The sequence below is a fragment of the Beutenbergia cavernae DSM 12333 genome (assembly GCF_000023105.1).
GTDB lineage: Bacteria > Actinomycetota > Actinomycetes > Actinomycetales > Beutenbergiaceae > Beutenbergia > Beutenbergia cavernae.
Genome location: NC_012669.1, coordinates 383,930 through 407,151, shown reverse-complemented (window position 1 = coordinate 407,151; position 23,222 = coordinate 383,930). Strand labels below are relative to the sequence as shown.

12 protein-coding genes are annotated in these 23,222 nt (G+C 74.7%); 7 read left to right on the top strand and 5 right to left on the bottom strand.

Features of this window, described 5'->3' with window-relative positions; genetic code table 11:
* Positions 1-111: 111 nt before the first annotated feature.
* The 4 genes from BCAV_RS01820 to BCAV_RS01805 form a co-directional block, all read right to left on the bottom strand.
* A complete protein-coding gene (locus tag BCAV_RS01820; RefSeq protein WP_050761793.1) occupies positions 112-4,866 on the bottom strand; it encodes an ExeM/NucH family extracellular endonuclease in 4,755 nt (1,584 codons plus the stop codon).
* A 178-nt stretch (positions 4,867-5,044) separates the two neighbouring features.
* Positions 5,045-5,752 (bottom strand): helix-turn-helix transcriptional regulator, encoded by a 708-nt coding sequence (locus BCAV_RS21325; RefSeq protein WP_012725407.1) that lies wholly within the window; start codon positions 5,750-5,752, stop codon positions 5,045-5,047.
* Positions 5,753-5,943: 191 nt separating this feature from the next.
* Entirely contained in the window at positions 5,944-6,729 is a 786-nt protein-coding gene (locus BCAV_RS01810; RefSeq protein ID WP_012725406.1) for an ABC transporter permease, read from the bottom strand.
* The gene (locus BCAV_RS01805) at positions 6,726-7,658 is read right to left on the bottom strand and encodes an ABC transporter ATP-binding protein (protein ID WP_012725405.1); all 933 of its coding nucleotides are present in this window, start codon (positions 7,656-7,658) and stop codon (positions 6,726-6,728) included. The genes BCAV_RS01810 and BCAV_RS01805 overlap by 4 nt, the downstream gene beginning before the upstream one ends.
* 49 nt (positions 7,659-7,707) lie before the next feature.
* Here BCAV_RS01805 and BCAV_RS01800 point away from each other — a divergent pair, with 49 nt between their 5' ends.
* Together BCAV_RS01800 and BCAV_RS01795 are read left to right on the top strand one after the other, a co-directional pair.
* Complete coding sequence (locus BCAV_RS01800) at positions 7,708-8,031, top strand: helix-turn-helix transcriptional regulator (RefSeq protein WP_012725404.1); 324 nt, start codon at positions 7,708-7,710, stop codon at positions 8,029-8,031.
* Positions 8,028-8,720, top strand: coding sequence for a hypothetical protein (locus BCAV_RS01795; RefSeq protein WP_012725403.1), 693 nt, complete (start codon positions 8,028-8,030; stop codon positions 8,718-8,720). The genes BCAV_RS01800 and BCAV_RS01795 overlap by 4 nt, the downstream gene beginning before the upstream one ends.
* A gap of 21 nt (positions 8,721-8,741) precedes the next feature.
* On the opposite strand, the gene BCAV_RS01790 is transcribed toward BCAV_RS01795, so the two are convergent.
* Positions 8,742-9,608 (bottom strand): ArsR/SmtB family transcription factor, encoded by an 867-nt coding sequence (locus BCAV_RS01790; RefSeq protein ID WP_012725402.1) that lies wholly within the window; start codon positions 9,606-9,608, stop codon positions 8,742-8,744.
* A gap of 253 nt (positions 9,609-9,861) precedes the next feature.
* On the opposite strand from BCAV_RS01790, the gene BCAV_RS01785 reads away from it, so the two are divergent.
* Genes BCAV_RS01785 through BCAV_RS01765 form a run of 5 tightly spaced genes read left to right on the top strand, consistent with a single transcriptional unit; the run spans position 9,862 to position 23,215 of the window.
* Positions 9,862-13,488 carry a hypothetical protein gene (locus BCAV_RS01785; protein ID WP_012725401.1) on the top strand — a complete coding sequence of 1,209 codons (3,627 nt, stop codon included), beginning with the start codon at positions 9,862-9,864 and terminating at the stop codon, positions 13,486-13,488.
* A gap of 17 nt (positions 13,489-13,505) precedes the next feature.
* Positions 13,506-18,380 carry a hypothetical protein gene (locus BCAV_RS01780; protein WP_012725400.1) on the top strand — a complete coding sequence of 1,625 codons (4,875 nt, stop codon included), beginning with the start codon at positions 13,506-13,508 and terminating at the stop codon, positions 18,378-18,380.
* Between the two features lie 11 nt (positions 18,381-18,391).
* Positions 18,392-20,713, top strand: a complete 2,322-nt coding sequence (locus tag BCAV_RS01775) for a hypothetical protein (protein WP_012725399.1) — start codon at positions 18,392-18,394, stop codon at positions 20,711-20,713.
* A 1-nt stretch (position 20,714) separates the two neighbouring features.
* The gene (locus tag BCAV_RS01770; protein WP_012725398.1) at positions 20,715-22,481 is read left to right on the top strand and encodes a hypothetical protein; all 1,767 of its coding nucleotides are present in this window, start codon (positions 20,715-20,717) and stop codon (positions 22,479-22,481) included.
* A complete protein-coding gene (locus BCAV_RS01765) occupies positions 22,478-23,215 on the top strand; it encodes a hypothetical protein (protein WP_012725397.1) in 738 nt (245 codons plus the stop codon). The genes BCAV_RS01770 and BCAV_RS01765 overlap by 4 nt, the downstream gene beginning before the upstream one ends.
* The last annotated feature ends 7 nt before the right edge of the window (positions 23,216-23,222 follow it).

The following is a 23,222-nucleotide window of genomic DNA, read 5'->3' as shown; positions in this document are numbered from 1 at the left end:
TTCGGGAGCACATGACTCCCGGATCGACCCCATTGACGGCGCGCCCAGCCGGTCCGCCGGGCGCCGGAGCCGGACCCGGCCGACCGCCCCGCGGCCGGGTCCGACGGCCGCTCAGCGCACCCGGACCGTCACCGGATCGCTGACGCTCCCGGACACCGCCTCCGGGTCGCTCGGCACGAAGTGCGCCGTGTAGGTGTGCGTCCCCGGCGTGAGGTGCCGCGGCAGCGTCGTGATCGCGACGCCGAGCACCACCCGCGCCGACGCCACGACCTGGTCGCCCTCCCGGATCTCGACCCGCCCCCGCGGGAACCGTCCGTCGTCGAGCTCGACATGGCTGAACGCGATGATCGGCAACCAGGACCCGCTGCGGTACGTCGTCTGCGAGAGCCACAGCGACGTCTCGGACCCGACGGTGGGAGGCGCCGCCTCGGACACCGTGATCGGGACCGTGACAGTGGTCCCCGACGGGGCCGCGACCAGCGTCAGCGTGTGCGCCCCCGCCGTCGCGTCGGCCGGCACGGTCAGCGCGACCGATGCCGCGCCGTCGGCCACGGCGAACTCGCCCAGCTCCGCGCCGTCGAACGACGCGGTGAGGGCGGTGTTCTCCGGTGATCCCAGCGACGTTAGGTTCAGGCCGGTGACGTCGAATGCCACCTCCGCGCCGGCCTCCGTCTCCGGCAGCTCCGGCACGCTCACCGCCTGCCGCGCGAAGTCCGGCTCTAGCCCGGGGTGCGCCTCGAGGTACGCGATCCACGCGTCGCGGTCGATGAGACCCGAGTCGCGGGTGTCGGCGCCGTCGGCGAAGACGTGGAAGTTGTCGCCGCCCTCCGCGAGGAACGAGAACGTCCCGATGCGGTACGGCGCCGCCGGGTCCAGGGGTGCGCCGTTCACCGTGATGGACGTGATGCGGTCGCCCTCCGGCCGCGACGCGTCGAACGTGTAGGTGACGTTGCTCGACAGCCCGAGCTGCAGGTACGGCCGCGACGGCACCTCGCCCTCGTCGGTCCGCTGCCACTGCTGCTCGAGCATGAGCTTCACCTGCTCGCCCGTGAGCGTGGTGGTCCAGAGGTTGTTGACGAACGGCAGGACGGCGTTCGCCTCCGCGTACGTCACGACGCCGTCCGGTGCGTACAGCAGCTCCGCGCGCATGCCGCCGGGGTTGACGACGCCGATCTCGGCGCCGCCCAGATCCGCGTCGGCGAGCGTGTCGAGCAGCGCGTTGGCGACGAGACCGCCCAGCGACGACTCGGACGCGCGGTCGTCGCGCCCGCTCGTCGGCTCCGGGCCGGGGCCGACGTACACACCGTTCACGTACGACCCGCCCGAGAACGCCGTCGTGATGTCCGCCGCCACCGACCCGACCGGCTGCTCGCCGATCTCCTCGGCGTACGCGAGGGCCGCCGTCACGATGTCGTTCACCTCGGACACCCGCGGGTACGTCGCGATCAGCTGATCCGCCGGCGTCGCCGTGCGCGCCACGTTCTCCGCCGTGTACGCGGTCACATCGTCGGTCGTGGCGTCGTACGTCAGCACGACCTGCCCGATGAACTCCCCGTACGAGCCGGTCTGCACGATCGGCCGCGTCTCGGTCGAGCCCGGGATCGGGGCGTCCCACGCGTACTGCTTGTGGGTGTGCCCGGTGAAGATCGCGTCCACCAGCGGCGACGTCTCGTTGACGATCTGCGCGAACGCGCCGCCCGCGGCGACCTCCTCCTCCAGCGTCGAGCCGTCCGGGGTACCCGCCCCCGCACCCTCGTGGTACTCGGCCACGATGACGTCGGCCTCGCCGTTCGCCTCGTCGCCGTCCGTCAGCTGCGCCGCCACGCGGTTCACCGCCTCGACGGGGTTGCCGAACTCGAGCGTCGAGATCCCGCCGGGCCGCACGAGCGTGGGGGTCTCCTCGGTGACGGCGCCGATGACGCCGACCGTCACGCCGCCCGACTCGACGAGCCGGTACTCGTCCAGCGCCGGAGTCGTGGTGCCGGCCTCGTACACGTTCGCGCCCAGGTAGCCCCACTGCGCGTTCGACCCACCGGCGATCACCCGGTCGACGAGGTCGGCGTACCCGGCGTCGAACTCGTGGTTCCCGACGGCGGACGCCGCGAGCTCCAGGGCGTTCAGGACGTCGATGGTCGGCTGGTCCTGCTGGACCGACGACGCGAACAGGGACGCGCCGATGTTGTCGCCCGCGGACAGGAAGACGGCCGACCCGCCGGCGGCCTCGGCCGCCGCCCGCTGCTCCTCGACGGTGCCCGCGAACGCGACGGTGTTGCCGTCGATGCGGCCGTGGAAGTCGTTGATGTTCAGGAGCGTCAGGTCGACCGGTCCGGTCGGCTCGGAGTCGCCGGCGGCGAGGCCGACGAGCACCGGGTCGTGGTCGGAGGAGCGGTACGCCGTCGCGTCGTAGAAGAGCGTGCCGTGGTAGTTGTGCCGGCTGTACTCGAGGGCCACGGCCTCGCCGGAGTTGATCTCCCAGATGTCGGCACCGGTCGCCCGAGCGAGCGCGGGAGCGTTGAGCAGCACGTGGTCGAGCGAGCCGGACTGCCGCCCGAACGAGTACGACGACCCGTCGACGTCGAAGTGCGCCTCGACGTCGGTGTACCCGGCGTCGTACAGCACGTGCAGCGGGTCCTCCTGCCCGTAGGAGTTGAAGTCACCGAGGAGCGCGACGGCGTCGTCCGCCGCGGCGACCTGCCCCACCCAGTCGCGCAACGCCGTCGCCTGCGCCACGCGCGACGCGTTCGACGCTCCCTGCCCGTCGCCGGAGTCCTCGTCGCCCGGCAGCGGCCCGGGCGAGCCCTTCGACTTGAAGTGGTTGACGACCACGAAGACGTCCTCGCCACCGCCGGCCGGCGCGAACACCTGGCCGATGGGCTCGCGGGCGTTCGCGAACGGCTGCCCCTCCGCGCTCTGCGTCCCGAGCGCACGCGGCTCGCCGACCGGCGTCACCGCGCCCGGCCGGTAGATGATCGCGTTGGTGATGACGTCCTGGAGCTCGACCGGCGGCAGCTCCGCCGACGACGGCACGAACGCCCACACGTCCGCACCCGCCGCCGCGTTGAGCGCCGCCACGAGCGCACCGAGCGCCTCGTCGGCCGTCTCGCCCAGCGCTGCGGAGTTCTCGATCTCCATGAGCCCGACGACGTCGGCGTCCAGCCCGTTGATCGCCGCGACGATCTTGTCCTGCTGGCGCTGGAAGTCCTCGGCGTCCCACGCCCCGCGCTGGTCGCAGCCCTCCTCGACCGTGACGCCGTCGCCCGCGCGGTCGGTGTACGGGACGCAGGTCGCACCATCGGTGCCGAGCGTCGTGAAGTAGTTGAGCACGTTGAACGAGGCAAGCCGCACAGCGTCGTCGCCCGTGTCGCCGATCGCCGCGGCGTCGGGGGCGTCCGTGCGCGTGTTCGCGAACGTCGCGGGGTACGCGCCGGGGTCGGCCGGCGTCACGTGCGCGACGGGGTTGAGCTTCCAGACGTCGTTCCGGAAGTCCACGACGACGGCGGCGCCGAACGTCGCTGCCGCGCCCACCCGCACCGGGTCCGTGAGCGAGATGTACGGCGGGGTGAGCCCGGAGTTCGCGGGCTCGAGGAAGTCGGTCGTCGCGCCGTCGTCCAGCCTCACCTCGCGTGCCGCGTTGTCGGCGACCACGGCCGCCGCCTCGGGCGATCCCGGTCGCGCGACGTCCGTGGGCTGCCGCAGCGGCTCCTCGCCGGCCGCGAGCGTGACCTCGCCCCAGCGGTTCGTGTTGTAGGTGTCCGAGACGGTGAACGCCCCCTCGGGCAGGTACAGCATCGACTCGAGCGACTCGCGCTGCGCGCCGTCGGCCGGCCACCCGGCCAGCTGCGCGGGGGCGACGTCGTCGGCCGGCTCGCTCAGCACCGACAGCCCGTCGGCACCGACGGTGATCTCCGTGAGGCCGAAGAACTCGCTGACGACGCCCGTCACCTCGACGTGGTCGCCGATCGCGACCTGACCCACGGTGGCCGCGGAGTACACGAAGACCGCCTGCGACGTCGTGTGGGTGGCAAGGTCGAGCACGCCGCCGGTGCCCGGGGTCTGGATGACGTAGCCGTCGAACCCGCCGGTCGGGTACGCCGCCGTGACGACGCCTCGCGTGACGACCGTCGACCCCACGAGCGGCGACGCGGCGCCGTCGCCCTGGATCTCGGCGATCGTCGCCGTCACCGGGTCCGGGTCCGGATCTCCGCCGCCCGCCGCGTCGGGCGTCGGTGCGCCGACGGTGAAGTCGGCGGCGTTGGCCGCCGTGTTGGTGAGATCCGCGTCGCGGGCGATCGACGTCGAGTTCGACGGCGACGGCGCCGGCCCGGTCCCGGCGAACGCGGCACCGGTGCCGAACCCGACCAGGTCGACGACGGCGGCGTCGGCCGCACAGGCTGCCGCGTCGCACTGCAGCGCACCGCCCGCGCTGACGAGCGCGATGTTGCCGTTCGTGGCGCTGAGGTTCGCGGAGCCGGTGGCGTCCGGCGCGGGGAGCGGCTGACCGACGCCGGCGTTGTTCGTGCCCGCCTGCACGAGGTACCGCGCACCCGGTTCGATCGAGCCGGCCAGCGGGATGACCCCGCTCCAGTTGGTCCCGGCCGCCGACGCGTACTGCACCGACCATCCGGCGAGGTCGACGACGGCGTCGCTCGTGTTGGCCAGCTCGATGAAGTCGTGGCTGTACACGGCGCCGGAGTTCCCCCCACCGCCGTAGACCTCCGCCACGACGACCGGCGCGTCGGGCGACACAGCTGCCTGCGCGGCGAGCGGCGCCGCCCCGATCCCGACCACGGCGAGCGCCAGCGCCCCGATCCCACCCGTCACCCGCGTGCGCACAGCTGAACCCACGACGTCTCCTTCGACCACCATCCACGCGGCACCGATCGGCGCCGCGCTCACCGTAGCGACGGCCGGTGACACCGGGTGGCTCGGAGCGTCACGACTGTGTGAACGCCGCTCGAACGCGAGGTCCCGGCCGCTGCAGGGACGCCGCATCGTCTCGCATGTCGGACGCAGCGGCAAGGGGCCCGTCGACCTCGGGCAGCGGTCAGCCGGTGCTCTGGAGCCACTCCAGGGCGGCCGCGACACGGCGGTTGCGCTCCCGGTCCTCCGCGAACAGGCCGAGCTTGCCGAACACCGCCGACACGTAGCACTCCACGGTCTTCGGGCTCAGCGACAGCGCGCTCGCGATCCCGGCGTTCGAGTACCCCTGCCCGACGAGGGCGAGCACGGCGCTCTCCGCGGCGGTGAGGGCGCGGCGCACGCGCGGACCCGGCGGCGGGAACGGGGTGGGACGACCGACGACGACGGCGCTCGCCACCCGGCGAGGCCCCTCTCCTCGGGCGGTGGCCGAGGAGAGCCAGCCCAGGAGGACGTCGGTGTCGAGGGCGTCGTCGAGCGCCATGACGTCGAGGCGCCCCCGCCTCGCGACGGCCCGAGCGAGGCGTGGGGCGCGGCCGACCGGCCGCACCGAGCGCAGCGCGCTGCCGGCGCGCCCCGCCGTCGTCACCCAGCCGCCTGGCGAGTCCGTGAGGACGAGCACCGCCGTCCCGCCGTCGAGCAGGCCGCTCAGCGCGGCGGGAAGGGCCGGAAGCTCCTGCGCGGACGCGACGACGAGCGCCGCGTCGAACCTCGCGCGGACGTCGAGCTCGTGGGCGGACGCGAGCTCGGCATGCACGGCGATCCCGCGGGCGCGCAGCTGAAGCGCCAGCCCGTGGCGGACGAGCGGCGATACCCCTATGACGCAGATGTGCATGATCGAGGCCCCCTCGATCGAGGTCGCAGGCCCCCCGGGGCTGCGGCGCGAACCCATGCGGCATCCGCGGTCCCCACCAGCGCCGCCGCTCTGTTCGAAGCACGTCCATCGTGCTCGCGGCTGAGGGGCACCGGAAGGGGGCGGCGCGGGAATCACCCCGACGTTCACCCCGCGGCGCGGTGGCCTCGCGGTCAGGCCTCGACGTCTCGCCGTCGGAAGACGACGAGTGCCACGAGGACGGCGACGACGGCCCACGCGACGGACCCGGCAGCGGCGAGGGCGACGTCGACGTCGGGCGTGCCTCCACGCGCGAGGGCTTGGAACGTCTGCGCGGGCAGCCACCGTGCGGCCACCGGGAACATCGTGCCGAACAGGATCTCGACGGGCAGGGCGTACCCGATGCCGACACCGATGGCGGCGGGCGCGGACCTCAGCACGAAGCCGAAGAGGATGCCGAGCGCAGCCCAGCCGCAGGTGGCGACGGCGAACGCGAGCACCCCGGCAGCGCTCGCCGCACGACCCTGCGCGGACCACCAGGCGGCGGTGTCGAGGTCGCGGGCGAGGATCTGCGCGACGCCGATCCCGACGAGGGCCACCAGGACTGCGGCGGCTGCCGAGAACGTGAGGAGCGCCGCCGACTTGCCGAGCAGCAGCCGCGCCCGGTTCGGCTGGCGTACCAGGAGGTTCCGGATGGTGCCGTGGCCGTACTCACCGCCGACGTTGAGCGCGACGATCGCGAGCGCGACCACGCCGACGAAGGTCACGGCGTTGCCGAGGCTGCGCGCAAGGCCGTCCGCGGCTTCGAGATCCTGGCGCGCGAGGACGAGGCCGGCCGGGCCGCGGTCGCTCGCGACCTCGCCGGGGTCGCCCACGGAGATCACCATGGCGATCGCCATGAACGCGAGCATCGCCGCGAGTGCGAACCAGTAGGTGCGCTGCCGGAGCTTGACCACCTCGCTGCCGAACGCCGCGCTCATCGCTCGGCTCCGCCCTGAGTCAGCACGAAGAAGATCTCCTCCAGGGTTGGTGGTCTGCTCGAGAGCTCGGCCAACGTGATGCCGTGCGCGTGCGCCAACCGGTTGAGCTCCGCAGGGCTGCGGCGCGGCGAGTCGCCCGCCAGCACGCCCTGGTCGACCTGGAGCTGCCAGCCGTCGTCCCCGGCGATGCGCGCCAGCGCGTCGAGCTGCGCGGGATCCTCCGGCCGGGCGAGCACGCGGGCGTGGTGGCGGAGGAGAAGGTCCGTGAGCGCGCCCTGGAACCTCAACCTGCCCTCGTGGAGGAGGACCACGTGGTCGCAGACCTGCTCGAGCTCGGCGAGCTGATGGCTCGAGACCAGCACTGTCGTGCCGTCGTCGGCGAGATCGCGCAGCAGACGGCGGATCTCGCGAATCCCTGAGGGATCGAGGCCGTTGGCCGGCTCGTCGAGGATGACGAGGTCCGGCGACGGCAGCAACGCGGCAGCGATCGCCAACCGCTGCCGCATACCGAGCGAGTACGCGGCCACCGGGTCGCCCGCGCGCCGGCTGAGCCCCGTGACGTCGAGCACGCGCTCGATCCGGCTCGTCCGCCCCGCGAGCCGGCCGAGCACCCGGAGGTTGTCCCGTCCCGTGAGGTGGGGGTAGAACGCCGGGCCGTCGACGAGGGACCCGACGCGGCGGAGGTAGGCGGCGGGCTCCGCGAGCGGGTGGCCCAGGATCTGCGCCGAGCCCGCGGTGGGCCGCACGAGCCCGAGGAGCATCCGGATGGTGGTGGTCTTGCCCGCTCCGTTGGGGCCGACAAAACCGGTGACCCGCCTCGCCGGCACCTCCATCGTGAGGTCGTCGACGGCGATCCGGTCGCCGTACCGCTTCGTCAGTCCGTCCGTCGTGAGACCCACGTCGTCCTCCGTCTCGACTATGAGCAGCATCGCTACAGGTAGCGATGCTACATATCGTCCAGAGGTAGCATAACTACGTATGAACGCGGAGATGCTCAAGGGCCACCTGGACCTGCTCCTGCTCGCCGTGCTCGAGCCAGGACCGCGCCACGGCTACGGCGTCGTGGAGGCCCTGCGGGCGCGGAGCGACAGGGCCCTCGACCTCCCCTCGGGCACCGTGTACCCGGCCCTGCACCGTCTCGAGCGGACCGGCCTGATCAGCGGCGAGTGGACCATCCACAACGGCCGACGACGACGGGTCTACGCGCTCACCGCCGCGGGAGAGGCGCGTCTCGTCGCGCGACGCTCGGACTGGCGGGGCTTCGCCGACGTCGTCGAGCGCGTCATCTCGGTGCCGTCATGACCGCGTCGGGCGCGGTGGAGGAGTACCTCGCACAGGTGTCGGCCCAGCTGCCCCGGGGCCGCCGCGCTCGTGACGTGTGCGACGAGCTCCGCGACGGCCTGACCGAGGCGATCGAGATCTGCCCGTCGCTCGTCCCGCAGGACGCCGCAGCCCTGCTCGTCCGGGAGTTCGGCACGCCGCAGGAGGTCGGCTCCGCTCTCGCAGCCGAGATCAGGCTGAGGCTGGCTCGCCGCAACTCGGCGTACGTCCTGGGGGTGCTGCTCGCGAGCTGGGCGGGCTGGCTGGTGTTCGACTCGACGGTGGGCGTCCCCGAGACCAGCGTGCCGACCGGATGGGCGGGCGCCGTCTTCCTCGCCGGCATCGACGTGCTCCGGGCTGCGGCGATCGTCGCTCAGGTCGGTGCCGCCCTGGGCATCGTCGCCACGTCGTTCCCGATGCGTCGCCTCGCTCCCACGACTGTCCCCACCTGGCTCACACGCCTCACGCTCACGGCGCTCAGCATCTTCGGCCTTGCCGTCCTGGTGGCCCTGGCCTCGATGGCTCCGGGCCACCACCTCCTCGGTGCGCTCGTCGCCGTCCCGGTGTGCGCGATGACGGTCACCGCTGTGGCGTTGTCCCGCAGGGCGGCACGGCACCTCGCCGTCGGCGCGAACGGGTTCGTCGCCGACGGTCACGCCCGGACCGCCTGACCGCCCGACCGACTGCGCGAATCACCCCATGCCGGGCATCGTGCGCCCCGTCTCGACGAAGGTCTTCAGCGCGCTGATCACGAGCGATGCCCCGCCGTCGACCTGCTCGGCGGTCGGGGTCCCGGGCGGCACGTTCGTGTGCGTGACGGTCACGCGGGTGAGCCCGTCGCCGAGCGGCTCGAGCAGCCACTCGTAGTCGGAGGCCGGGTCAGCGGCGGTCTCGGGCGACCACGTCGCCCGGAACGTGTGCGCCAGGCGACGACCGGGTTCGAGTGCGGTGATCTCGCCGGCGATGAGCGAGGCACCGTCGGCGTCCACCCACTCGACGGCGCTGCCGACGCGCCAGTCGCTGCGGACGATGCCCCCGAAGTACCAGCGGCGGGTCTCGTCGGGATCGGTGAGCGCGCGCCAGACGCGGTCGGGCGTCGCCTCGATGACGACGCTCGCCACCAGGGTGCGGGTGTCGGTGGTGGGCATGGTGACTCCTTGATGGTCGTGGGTACCGGGCACCGGTGGCCCGGTCTGGTCCGTCTGGTCCGTCTGGTCCGTCTGGTCGGTGTGGTCGGTCTCGAGGTGGCGGCGCAACCGGTGCAGCGTGAGGCCGGCGAGCGCCGCGTAGTCGTCGAGCCACCGCGTGGCAAGCTCGACGATCGGCGTGGGATTGAGCCGCACGATGCGCGTGCGCCCCACCTTCTGCGTCGTGACCACCGCGGCGCCCTCGAGCACCCGGAGATGCTTGAGCACCGCGTGCCGGCCGAGGTCCGGCAGCACCCGCTCGAGCTCCGAGACGGTCTGCCCGTCACGCTCGCGCAGCGCGTCGAGGAGTGCGCGACGGTGCGCGTCGGAGAGCGCACGGATCGTGCCGTCGAACTCCCGGTCGGTGGCCACCGCACGAGCATAGGTGACTCTTTGGTCACGTATCAAGCCCGGCGTGGTCTCGGACCGCGACCACCGCCGACTCGGCGCGGCGCACGCCCCTCGACGGCGTCCGGCACGTCAGCGCATCGCAGTGTTTTCCCCGATGTGGCCGACCACGCGCCGTCCGTAGCGTCGCGGCAGGGGCGGGCCCGTCACGTTCGTCGATGGCGACGAACGTGACGGCGCGTCCGGGGCCGACCGACGTGGCGAGGGGAGAGACGCGATGCCACCACCGAGGCGGACGCCACGTGCCCCCGAGGCACGGCTGCTCCGCGCGAGGGACCTGCTCGACGTCCGGATCAGCGCGCCGGGCTGCACGCTCACCGAGACGGCCGACGGACCGGTCCTGACGGCGGGACGGGACGCGTCGCTCGTCCTCCACCTGCCGCCGCAGCACGTCACGGAGCGCACGCTGCCCGAGCCGGTGGGCAACCCACCGCCGCCGTTCCCGAAGGAACCGGCGCTCGTCGGGCACCGGGCGGCGGCGGCGAGCCGCATCGTGTTCGCGCTGGACGACGGCGCGAGCGTCCCGTTCACGATCGCCGGGGTCCTCACGGCGATGCGCACGCTCGCGCTGCGTCTCGCCCCGGACGCCCGCCGCCCCGCTCCCGTCCGGCCGGGCCGGCCGCTGCGCGGCATCGACCCGGCCCCCGGCTGGGAGCGACTGCTCACGCCCCGCGGGCGGCTGCGGCGCGGCGTCAGCCCCGCGGACCTCGTGCGGGCCACCGGGGACGCCGCGCTCGAGGCAGCCCGGCTCGCCCGCCCCGCCGCCCACGTGCTGCAGCGCGCCCAGACGCTCCGCTCGGTCCAGGCCGCACGGGCCGCCGCCGGCCTCGCGGCGGGCCCCGTGCGCCTCGGAGACCTGCTCCCACGAGCGCCGCGCCCCCGACCGATCCCCCGCCCCTCGCCCCGGCCCCGAGCACCGAAAGAGGACGAGACGGCGATCGAGGCCCCGTACCGCGTCACGCTCTCCCCGGGCGAGGACGGCGCGTTCACGCACGACGCCGAACCGTTGGTCGCACTGGAGGACCCCGAGCGCGCGGAGCTGTGGCGCACGCACCTCACCACGCGCCTCACGGACGACGACGGCGCGTTCGTGGGTCTCGACGAGACCGCCGAGCGCCCGGTCCGCGCGATCTGGTCACGCGACCTCGACCCGATCGACCGCCCCGCCACCACCGACCCGCACCAGATCCAGCCGACGTCGCTCGCCCCGGCGGACAGACGCGCGCTCGTGCGGCAGACCACGAGCCGCACCATGCCGAAGCCTGCGACGCCGATCGACGCGCGCGCCCTCGCGCTCTCGACCCTCGGGGCGTGGCTCGACCTCGCGGGGGACTGGGCGTCCACCGACGTGTTCGACCCCAACGATCCCATCGAGGACGGCGTCGAGCTGCTCGCGCAGTACCGGCACCAGGCCACGATGGGTCGCGACTGGTACGTGCGCGTCGCACGACCGGGCTTCCTGTTCTGGCCCGGGCACCGCTGCCTGTGGGTCACGCTGAGCGAGCGCAAGATCGCCCACCTCGACGACCCCGTCGCCGCGTTGTGGCAGCGCACGTTCATCGTCATCAAGCAGCGCGAGCGCACCTACTCCGACGCGGACGACCCGTACCGCTGGATCGCTATCGACCCCGAGGTGACGCCGAACCTCGACCCCGCCCCGTCTCCGGTCGATGACCCCATCGTCCCCAGCCGGGCCGGCGAACCGTTCCTGTTCACGCTCACCGGGATCGACGCCGGCGGCCGCCCGTCCACCTTGCGCGCACCGCTGGTGTTCGTGCCGGATCTCGCCCTGCAGAAGCCGAACGTCCAGGCGCTCGCCGAGGCCGCGTACGCGCCGATCGGCACCATCCCGGCCGGCGGCCAGCAGATCACGTTCGCGTCGTCAGCCGTCTCGGGAGACACCCGTTTCGAGGTCAACACGCTGCGCTTCACCGGCACGATCGACGTCGACGCCCGCACGTCGCGCCCCTCGCTGGTGACGACGAACGCCGTCGTCCCGGCGATGCGGCACCTCGCGCCGCAAGCGCCAGGCGTCGACCTCGCTTACGCGCAGCCCTACCTGGACGCGGCGGCCGCCGCGCCGGCGGGCGACCCCGACCGCGGCTTCGGCGCCGGCAACCCCGGCCAGGTGTTCCTGTCCGTCACCGGCGCCCCGCCCGCCGTCGACTTCTCGGGCGGCTCCGACCGCTCGGGCGGTTTCCTCGCGCCGAGCCTGGCGGTGCGGGGGCTGTCCCGCTCGCTCGGCGCCGTCGGTGACGACGGGACGGCGCCCGCGGGCCTCTCGCAGGGCGAGTTCGATCCGGGCACGTTCCTTGCGGGCGCGATGCCGAAGCTGTTCGGCCTGTTCGACCTCGTGGAGCTGCTCGAGAAGCTCGGCCTCGGAGGCGCGCCGGAGTTCGTGACGGAGACGCTCGACGCCGTCAGCACGCTGGTGAGCGAGGCGAGCCGGCTGCGCGCCGCCGCCGCCGACGCCGGCCCGCGTCTGGCCGCAGAGGTCGCCGGCGCGGCGCACGACGGCGCCCGGGCCGGCGTCGAGGCCGCCCGCGCCCAGCTCGAGGCGGTGCTGAACCCGCTGCTCGTGGACCTCGACGCGCTGGTCGACGCCGTCGAGAACCTCAGCGCCGCCACCATCACGGATGTCACCGACGCCCTGGCAAGCATCGTGGGGCGGCTCGGCCCGCTGGACGACGCCCTCAAGGCGCCCCAGATCCCCGCCGCGTTGCGGGCGGCGCTCCAGCGCCCGGTCGGCGCCCTGGCGGCGCTCGGGGCCGACGTCGCCCTCGTGACGAAAGCCCTCTCGGACTTCCTGGACGGCCTCCTCAGCCCCGACGGCGCCGTCGTCGCCCGCCTGGAGTGGAAGCCGAAGATCCGGAGCTGGCCCACCACGGGCAGCCCCGTCTTCCGCGCCGACGATCCCCAGGGGCTCCGCCTCGCCGTCGAGGTCCGCGGCAGCGCGACGTCGCCCCCGAGCGTCGACGTCGTCGCGGAGCTGACGACCTTCGCCCTCCAGCTCCTGCCGAACGCGGAACTCATGGCGATGACCTTCCGGCGCGTCGGCTTCCGCGCGTCGTCCGGCGCGAAACCGGAGATCGACGTCGTCTTCGGCGGGATGGAGTTCCTCGGCCCGCTCTCGTTCGTGGAGACGCTGCGGCAGCTGATCCCGTTCGACGGGTTCGCCGACCCGCCGTTCGTCGACGTGTCGCCCGAGGGGGTGACGGCCGGCTTCGACCTCGCGCTCCCGAACGTGTCGGTCGGCGTGTTCAGCCTGGAGAACCTCTCGCTCGGCGCGGACGCGCGCGTGCCGTTCCTCGGCGACGCCGTCACCGTCGGCTTCCACTTCTGCCGCAAGGACTCCCCGTTCCGCCTCACCGTCATGTGCATCGGGGGCGGCGGCTGGCTCGAGCTGCGTGCGTCGCCGAAGGGGCTCGTCGTGCTCGAGCTCGGGCTCGAGGCGACGGCGTGCCTGTCGATCGACCTGGGCGTGGCGTCCGGGTCGGTGTCGATCGCCGTCGGCGTCTACCTGCGCCTCGAGGGTGAGAAGGGGCTGCTGACGGCGTACTTCCGGATCCGCGGCGAGGTGGACGTGCTCGGCCTCATCTCGGCGTCGATCACGCTCGAGCTGTCGCTGACGTATCACTTCGAGACCGGGAAGCTGATCGGCCGGGCGTCGCTCGTGGTCGAGGTCGAGGTGCTGTTCTTCTCCGCGTCGGTCGAGATCACGTGCGAACGCAAGCTGGCCGGCTCGAAGGGCGACCCGACGCTGGCCGACGTCATGCCGCCCGATCCCGTGACCGGCGAGAACGCCGACTGGTCCCGCTACTGCGCCGCGTTCGCGGCCGTCTGAGGAGCCCAGGAGCAACGATGACGACGACCCGCATCCTCACGACGGCGCTCCCGGTGACCCTGGCGGCCGGCGCGCCGGCGCACCTGTCCGTGTTCGTCACGCACCGGCTCACGCCCCAGGCGGTGGGCTCGACCCTCGCGGACTTCCCGGCGGCCGCGGACTGGGTGACCACGCTCGCGGGGCTCCGCGTGGAGATCCTCGCGTCGCACCTCGCGGATCCCCTGCCCGCCACGATCGTGTCCGACCCCGACGCCGCAGCCTGGCGCGCCGTCTTCCCGCCGGGTCTGCGCGTGGACGGCTTCCCCGAGCCTCAGGTGTCCGCGGCGGAGTGGAACAGCTACCCGGCGCACCGCCTGGCCGACCACGCCGTCGACCTGCAGCTCACGTCAGCGCTGGCGGCGCCCACCGCACGCCCGGGCGTGATGGACAGTCCGCCGGCTGCCGCCGTCATCGACCAGCTCGTGCAGGTGCACCCCGCCGTCCGCAACCTCCTCGCGCTCGCGGAGCAGAAGTCGGTCCGCTCCCGGCGGCTGCTGGAGCGCCGCCTGCTCGAGGCGCGCGCGAGCCTGGGGACGCTCGGGTCGCGCGAGGGGTACCCGAGCGAGACGGACGAGCGGACGCCGTCGGCGATCGAGGTGCTGCTGGACGAACGCGGCGCCGTCGACGAGAAGAAGCTGAACGCCTACCTCGACGGCCTGCTTGACGACGACCTGAGCTCCCAGCCCGTGCTCCAGCTCATGGCCGACGCCCACGCGACGCGGCGCTACTACGACCGCCCCGAGGAGCAGACGCCCTACCAGCGCGAGCCCACGCCGGGCGCGACGACGCCCCGCCCCGAGGAGCCCGACCCGGACTTCCACGCCCGCGCCGCCGGCCTCGGCTCCACGCCGGCGCTGCTGCGCCGGCTCGGCCTCGTGCTCGACGTGACGCTGTCCGACGCCGACCGCGCCGCCCTGGAGGGCGCGTCGTGGATCGCGGCGCGGCTCGTGCCGGCGGATGACGACGGCGAGGCGCCCGACGTCGTCTCGCTCGCCCCGCCGCGGCTGCGGGTGATCGTCGGCGGCGACGTCGTCGCGGCGATCTCCTCCGACGCCTGGGTCGCGGGCGCCGTCCCCCTCGGCGAGGAGGAGTACGTGGTGCTCGACCTCGACCCGGACGCGTCGGGGCTCAAGCTCGACCAGCACCTGCGCAACCTGCCGCGCAGCCTCGCGTCCGAGGTCAACGGCGACGAGGCCAGCGCCGCGCCCGCCACGCTGCGTGCCACAGGGTTCGGCATCGCGCGCACCGATCGCGTGGCGGCGACGCGCGAACGGGTGCAGGCGGCCGAGCAGCTCACGTCGCCCGACGACGGCCCCGGCGTGAGCGGCCCGGAGCTCATCTACGACGACGTCGTCCGCGGCCTGCGGCTCGAGGTGTGGGACGACGCGTCCGAGGACTGGCACAGCGTGCACGAACGCCTCGTCGACGTGACGGCGACGGGCGACGACGACGTCCCGGTGGATGTCCTCACGGGCACCGCAGACACCGGGTTCCTCCAGCTCTCCGGCCTCAACCGGGTGCCGGGCAACGACGCGAACCCGTACTACCTGCACGAGGTCGTGGCGGGCTGGGACGGGTGGAGCCTCGCCGCACCGCGTCCGGGCAAGGTGATCGTGCACGGTCCGGGCGGCGAGGAGCAGGTGGTCGACGACCCGCGCGACGCGCACGGCGACGCCGCCGTGTCCGGCGTGCACATCCGGTCCACGGTCGCGCCCGGGACCCTGCCGCGGCTGCGCTACGGGACGTCGTACGCGTTCCGGCTCGTGGGCGTCGACCTGGCGGGGAACTCGGTGGTGCGGACGCCACGGCCTCGCCGGCCCGACCTCGCCGCCACCCGCACGCACCTCGACGGGCTGCGCGCCAGCTACGCCCGCCGCGACGGCGGCGGTCTCGTCTCCGTGATCCGCGACGACGTCCTGGCGTCGTTGCCGAGGGACGCGGACGACGACGCCGCATGGCTGGGCGGCGTCACGCCCGGCGATGACGGCGGGGCGCGCCGGTCGCGTACCGGTCGCCGCGGACGGAGGGGCGCCACGGGCGGCGCGTCGTCCGCCCGCCCGTACACGCTGCCGCGGGCCGTGCGCACGGGGGAGCCGCGCATCGACGCGTTCGTGGCCCAGCGGGTCGCGGACGCCGTCCGAGGCGCCGACCCCGCCAGCCGGGCTGCCGGCGGTGCGGGTGGTGCGGCGGGCCTGCCCCCCGGCGTCGCGCCCACCGTCGCCGGGCTGCATCGCAGCGTCGCCGCGGCGTCGCGCCGGATCGCCGAGCACGCCGAGGTCTGGCGCACCCGGCCGCAGCTGGGGATCGACCCGGAGGCGCTCGCCGGCCTCGGCGACGTGCTGCGGCGGCCCGGACTCCCGATCCCGGGCCGGCCGCTCCCCCGACCCCGGCCGGTCGTCACCACGCCGCGGCCGTATCTGCGGTGGGAGCCGGTCGGCGCCCCGGCGCTCGTGGCGCGCGCGCCGCTCACGACCGGAGAACAGCTCTCGCGACTGGTCGTCCGGACCGGCCTTCCGCCGTCGTCGCCCGACGCCGCCGCCACGAGCGAGCGGCACGTGGTGCCGCCGAAGACGCACCAGCTCGAGGCCGAGACGAGCAGCGCGTTCGACGCCGCGATCGGCAGCACCGACCCGGCCGTGCAGAGGGCGGCGTACGGCTGGGCGCTCGTGGAACGCGGCACGCTCACCGACCGGTTCGTGCCCGACCCGGCGAACCCGGGCGCCGAGCTGGAGCAGCCGGACATCGCGCTGCACGCCCGCCCGGACGCCGACCCGGACACCGCCGTCACGCTCGCCGACCTGGAGGGCGCGGGGCGCGGCACCCCGCTCGGCGAGGGGCAGTACGTGGTGCACGACGTCGACGAGCTCCGGCTGCCGTACCTGCCGGACGTGTTCGCGGCCGGCGTCGCGCTCGTGTTCTACGACGCCGGTGACCCGCACCTGCTGCCCGATGCGCGGGTGCTGCAGGCCGTCGTCATCCCGTTCCCCGGGACGTGGCCCACCGTCGAACCGCTGCGCCTGGTGCTGGCCGGTGGCGGCGAGCTCGGGGCGCGCCTCGAGGGGCGGGCCATCCACGTGAGCCTGCCGCCAGGCGAGCAGGTGCGGGTCGCCGTCTCGTCGTCGCTGCGCACCGACGACCTGGAGAAGCTCGGCCTGTGGCGCTCCCACCCGGTCAGCGGGATCGACCGCTCCAGCGCGGAGCCGGCGGTCCTCGCGGCGGCCGACCTGCTCCGCCAGGCCGCCGTGTCCGGCTGGACCTGGTGGCTCACCCCCAGCGTCGACGTGCGCCTCGTGCACGCGATCCCGACGCCGGCCCGCCCGCCCGAGCTCCGTGTGCTGCGGTGCGGAGCCCGGACGCCGGGGATCACGGTGGCTCCGCTCGTCGGGCTCGTCGACGTGCACGGGGCCAGCACGGACCGGTTGCTCGTGAAGGCCCGCTGGACGGAGCAGGTCGACGACGTGGCGATCGCGGCGCCGGCCGAGGTGGCGCGGGACGACGTCGTCGTCAACTCCCCGGTGGGCGGCGCCGAACGGCTCGGCGTCCTGTCGACCGTCGACTGGGCGCCGGACCCGGCGGACGACGAGCTCGGCCCGCTCGCGGCCGCCGGCGTCCAGCTGCACCGGGCCATCCACACGTTCACCGACACCCACCACCGCCGCGTGACCTACACGCCGACCGGGACCACCCGGTACCGCGAGTTCTTCGCCGCCGCCGACGTCCCGGCCGACGACGACCCCGCGCTCGCCGGCGAGAGCGTCGAGCTGGTCATCCCGTCCACGGCCCGGCCGGCCGCCGCGCACCTCGCCGGCGCCGTCCCGCTGCTGCGCTGGGAGACCACCACGGAACCGGACCAGCCGTTCGCGCTGCGGCGCGTCCGACGCTCCGGCGTGCGGATCTGGCTGCGCCGCCCCTGGTTCTCCTCGGGCGACGGCGAGCTGCTCGGCGTCCTGCTCGGCACGGAGAAGAACCCGTCCGGCGTGGTGAGCGCGTGGGGGCGCGACCCGGTGCTCGCCGGGGCGCAGGTGCCCGGCATGTCCCGGCCCCCGCTGCTCACCGGCGAGCAGCTGCTGCTCGCCGCGTACGGGTCCTCCCCCGGCGGCCCCGACGTCGCCCGGCCCCTCACCGTGGCACCGGCGGTGCCGCTGCCGGGCGAGGACGCCGGACCCGCGGTCACCGTGTGCGGGTACGTCCCCGTGTTCCACCCCGGGCGCGGCCAGTGGTACGTGGACGTGGCCCTCGACGCCACCTCCACCCTGTGGCCGTTCGTGCGTCTCGCCGTCGCCCGCTACCAGCCGCACTCAATCGCCCGGTGCGAGCTCTCCGCCGTCGACCTCGTCGAGTGGATCCAACCGCTGCCCACGCGCACCGCGACGGTGAGCCGGCCGGACGCCGACCGGGTACGCCTCACGCTCACCGGCGTGATCGCGCTGCTGCGGGGACTCGAGCGCGGGGACGACGACGAGCGCGAGGAACCCGAGGAGTCCGTGAGCGCGATCGACGCCCTCGTGCGCCGCACGCGCACCGTGCGGCTCACGCTCCAGGCCCGCGCCACCGGCGGGACAGACCTGCAGTGGGTCGACGTCGCGAGCCGCCGCCTGCCGCTGGTGGGCATCGGCGACGAGACGAACTTCCTCGCGACCTGGAGCGGCGAGCTCGCCCTTCCGGCGCCTGACGAACGGCCCGACGGCGTCCCGTTCGACGTCGCGCTGCGCACGCCGGGCGCCTCGGAGCACTGGCGCGTGCTGGTCGAGGAGCACGAGCTGCTCGACGCCGACGCCCCGGACTCCCCGAACGTGCGCGGTGCGACGACCCGCGTCACGCGCCTCGTCTACGCCGACACGATCGCTCTGTGAGGGGCTGACCCATGCCCACCGACTTCTCGTTCCGGGCCGGAGCGCTGACGGCGCTCTCGCCGCGCCTGCTCGGCTCCCGCCACGTGCTGCTCGACCCCGACCGGATCGTCGCGCCAGCCACGTTCCCGCGCTCGGCCAGCGCACATCCGATCGCGCCCGACACGCTCGTCCTCGACACCATGCTGCTGTCCTCGCCGGACGGCGCAACCTCCTACTACATCCCGCGGTACCGGCTGCGGAGCGCCGGGGACCGGTACGACATCCACGTCGAACCTGGGCCGACCGGTCGATTCGTCCTGCGTCTCGTGCTCGACGCGTTCCCGGCTCCGGAGCTCGGCGACGCGGCCCGCACCGCCGTCGTCCTCCCCGGCACCCTCACCGCCTGGCTGACGTACGGCAGCCCGATCCTGGCGGAGGTCGTCGCCTCGGCGACGAGCGAGGTCGAGGGCGGGCTCGCCGTCGAGTTCTCCCTGACGCTCGCCGAGCGCGACGCCGTGCTGTGGGCGTTCCGCTCGGAGCAGGGCGCGCGGCTGACCGTCACACGGGCAGCCCCGCTCGCGGTGCCCGCGGGGAGTGCGCCCGTGCGGCTCGTGCCGCTGGAGTGGGTGGCCGAGGCCGCGGTGCCACAGCTGCGGATGAGCATCCTGGAGCCCGTCGAGGGACCGGTGGTGGAACCCGTCGAGGTGCCGGTGATCGAGCGCGTCGAACCGGATCCGATCCCGGTCCTGGAGCCCGATCCCGACCCGATCATCGAGACGTTCGGGGCCGACGTCGCCGGCTCGGCACGCCTGGTCGTCGGGTCGCGACTGACGGGGTTGATGGCGGTGGCGGCGGACGAGCCGACCGCGGGGTTCGCGCTGGCGGCGCGAGGTCGCCTCGTCGGCCTCGATCGAGCAGTGGTCCGCGACCACCGCACCGGGCCCATCGTGCGGGACCACCGGACGCCACGCATCCCCCGCATCCCTCGCATCCCCGTCGACGTGCCCGAACCGTCCCCGACCGTCCCCGAACCGCCGGTCGTGGTGCCGCCGGCGGAGCAGCAGTACTCCTCCGCGACGCCGTCGCTCCAGTGCACCGTCGACCTGCGGTTCGACCCTGCCGTGCACCCGTACGTCTACCCGGGCACCGGATCCGGCGGGTCCGCACCCTCGTACGAGCGACTGCTGCTGGAGCACGACGGCCGCCGTCATCCGTACCTGCGCGAGGTCGCCGTCCCGCACGTCTTCTACCACCTTCCTGACGCGTTCCGGTTGGCCCGCACGACGACGGCGCCGCTGCGACCGGCGCTGGCGTTCCGAGTCGACCAGGGCGCCGAGGAGTCAGAGGCCAGCGTCACTCTCACGTGCCAGATCACTCCGGTCACCGAGCTGAGCCGGCTCGCCGCGGCCGCCGAGGCGCTCGCCGCGAACGTCCCGGAGCGTGACGGCGTCCGGCCGGCGGTGGAGCTGCGGCCGCTGCGCGCGAGCGCGACGCTCACGCTCGGCCTGCCCGAGGGCACGGACGATGCTGACGCCCAGGGTGAGTCGGTCGACGTCGTCAACGGCTTCCTCTTCGCGGAGTCGTTCCCGTTCGCCGAGTTCCAGGACGTGTACGCCGCCCTCGCCGCCGTCGGCGACGTCTCAACGGTCCTGCGCGGGACGGTGAGCGTGGCGACGGGCCTGGCCGCCGAGGACCTGATCCCCGTGGACCTGCGGTTCGCGACGACCGTCGGCGACGTGCTCGCGAGCGCCGTCACCGTGGATGCCGAGGGCACGGCCGACGTCGCGCTCCGCAACGCGAGCGAGAGCCCGGTCCGCATCTCGTCGCTGACGGCGTCCGTGAGTCGTGGGACAGCGGTGGTCGCCGGGGAGATCGCCGGGCTGCACCTGCCCGTCGAGCTCGCGCCCGACGGCGAGATCTCCTGCACGGTGACGCCGTCCGCCCAGCTCGGTGGCGAGGGGGACATCGAGGTCGGCTTCGACACGAGCGGCGTCGAGGCGCTGCCGGACCCGGCGGCCATCCTCGCGCTCACCCTCGACCGGCGCATCGCACAGTCGGTGAACCGGGAGGTCACGGTGCTCACGACCGCCGCCAAGCTGGCCGCCGATACGGCGCGACCTGTCGAGACGGTCATCGTCGAGCTCGACGGCGGACCCGCGCCGGTCGTCGTGGATGCTGCGACGCCGTCGGCGAAGGGCAAGGTCCCGGTGCCGCTCGTCGACGTCCTCCTCGGGCGGGACGGCGGCGGCGAGTTCCGCTACCGCCAGACGCTGGTGACGGCGTCCGGCGAGACCGTCGAGGACGCCGACTGGCGCACGACCGACCGGTCCCTGCTCGTGGTCCCGGTGACCTGACGTGCCTGCCGACGCGCTCCCCGACTGGGACGCCCCGTTCGCGGTGGCGGGCCGGACGGCGTTCGCCGCGCACGAGCGGCCCGGGCTCGCGTTCGCCCCGCCGCTGAGGCTTGAGGCGGCGCCCGAGGGCGACACCCCGGCGGTGACCCTCGACGTCGTCGCGCAGGACCGGTCCCCGGGCCTCGTCACCACCGGGTTCCTGCAGCTGCGGCTCGAGACGCGGTTCGACCTGCCCGAGACCCGGCTCGCGCTGTTCGGGCAGGACGAGGCGATGCGGGTGGAGCCGCTGCCGGCGGCGGGCGGGCTGCTGCGGCTCGTGGCGCCCGACCTCGCCGGGACGGACGAGCTGCCGGACCTCCCGCTCGACGGCGCCGGCGTCGCGGGCCTCACGGCGAGCGTCAGCCTCGACGGCGTCGCTGCGGACCTCGTGGTCGAGGCGCTGCACCGCGGCATCGCCCTCGTCGAGGCACGGGCCCTCGTCACCGTGCGCGGGGCCGCCGCGAGGTGGCCCGGCGTCGCGGACGTCGACGTCGCCCGCCTGCGCGCCGGGCTCGGCGGCGACCCCGTGCGCGTCCGCGACCTCCTCGAGGCGCTCGTCCGGGCACCCGCTGCCCTGGGCGTGGTCGTCAGCGGCGCGGCGGCGGAGGACGACGCCGGTCGCGCGCGCCTCGCCGCGGCCCTCGCCGACCGCGTCACGGCCGAGCTGGGCTCCGGCATCCTCGACGACGACGGTGAGGCCTGCGTGCTCCTGGCGGCTGAGGCCCCCGACCACATGCACTGGGAGCTGGACGACGTCGTCGTCGCCCCGCGCCACCTCGCCCTCGCGACCGACCCGTGGGGGCCGCTGCGCGCGATGACCGCCGAGGAGGTCGGCGCCCGGGTGGTGCGGCGGCACGTCGCGCCGGCCCTGGACTCCGGCCATCGCACGCTGGGCATCGCCAGCGTCATCCGGCCGCCGTGGGCGGGCGCCGTCGCGCTCGCCGCCGACGTGACGGTGCCGCCGCGCCCGCCCGAGCGCCCCGCGACGGTGCGCGAGACCGTGGTGCTCGACCCCGCCGCGCCGTTCACGACGCTCGCACTGCGCCTGGCACCCGGTGAGCCGCTCGCGGCGCGCGTGCGCACGATCACGTACCTGGACTCCCCCGTGCCGGAGCTGCCCGGGCCGGAGCTCGACGTCACGAGCGAGACGGTGGTGCTGGGGCCGGACGCCTTCGGAGCCGCGTTCCTCCCCGTCGAGATCGACGACGCGCTGCGCGCCCAGGCCGTGGCCGTGGACGTCGTGCACGAGGCCGAGGTGAACGGGCTCATGCAGCGCACGCGCGTGACGCTCGACGCCGGCACGCCGCGCGCCACGCTCGTCGTCGCCCCCGATACGGGCAGCGCCACCCTGCACGCCGAGGCGCGGGACGCCGTCGGACGCGTGGCGAGCACCCCGCCGCTGGAGTCCGGGCCCACACGGTTCGACCCGTTCTCGTTCGGTGGCGCCGGGCGGCACGAGGTGACGATCGACGTCAGCCCCGACGGGCCGTTCGCCGGCGGCAGCGCGGACGGGGTGCTGCGGCTCGAGCTCACGCCCGAGGCCGGCGGGCCGGTGGGCGCTGTGGCCCTCACCGCCGACCGCCCGCGCGCCGTCTGGTCCTACCTCGCGCTCTCGCCGTTCACTCCGGGCTACCGGTGGCGGCGGGCCGGCGAGTCGGACTTCTCGGAGCCGCTCGGCCCGGACACCCCGCTGCGCGTGCCCGCGCCGGTCCCGGGAGGCACACCGTGACCGGGTGGGCGGCCGGCGCCCGGCCGCCGGGCGTGCCCGGCGCGCCGGTGCCGCAGCTGACGGCGCACGGCCTGCACGCGCGCCGCGTCGGGCCCACCGAGTGGACGTACCGGCCGGACGCCGTCGGCGTGGCGCGCGACGCCCGCGGCCGACCAAGCGTCACGCTCATCGCCGCCGGCGACGACGCCTTCCTCAACCTCACGACCCTCCTGCCCGCTGACGACGACGCCGTCGCCGCCCTGGCGAAGGAGCTCGCGCGGCGCGAGGGCGTGCCGCCGGCGGAGCTGACGCTGCGGCCCGCCCGCCTCGACGTCGCGCCGGCCGAGCTGCTCGTCGGCGACGGCGACGGCGGCTGGATCTGCCTCGCGCGGCGCGTCACCTCCGGCGTCCCGCCGTACTCCGCCGCGTTCGCCGTCCCGCTGAGCCCCGCGCGCGTCGCCGCGGTACGCGCCGCGCTCGACGGCACGAGCGGGCAGCTGGCCGCCCGCTACACCCTGACCGAGGCGCCGGCGCCCACCCGGGAGGCCACGACGTCGTCGTCCTCCTCCTTCTCGTCGACGACGACCACCACCACCACCACGTCCAGCCGTGGCGACGCCTCGCCCGAGGGCGGCACGACCCACGAGCGGGTCGCCACCGAGCGGCACGACACCCACGTCGCGCCTCCCGGACCACCCTCCGAACCCGGCCCGATCGTCCTGCTCACCGACGCCGCCGCCTGGCGGACCACCTGAAAGGCAG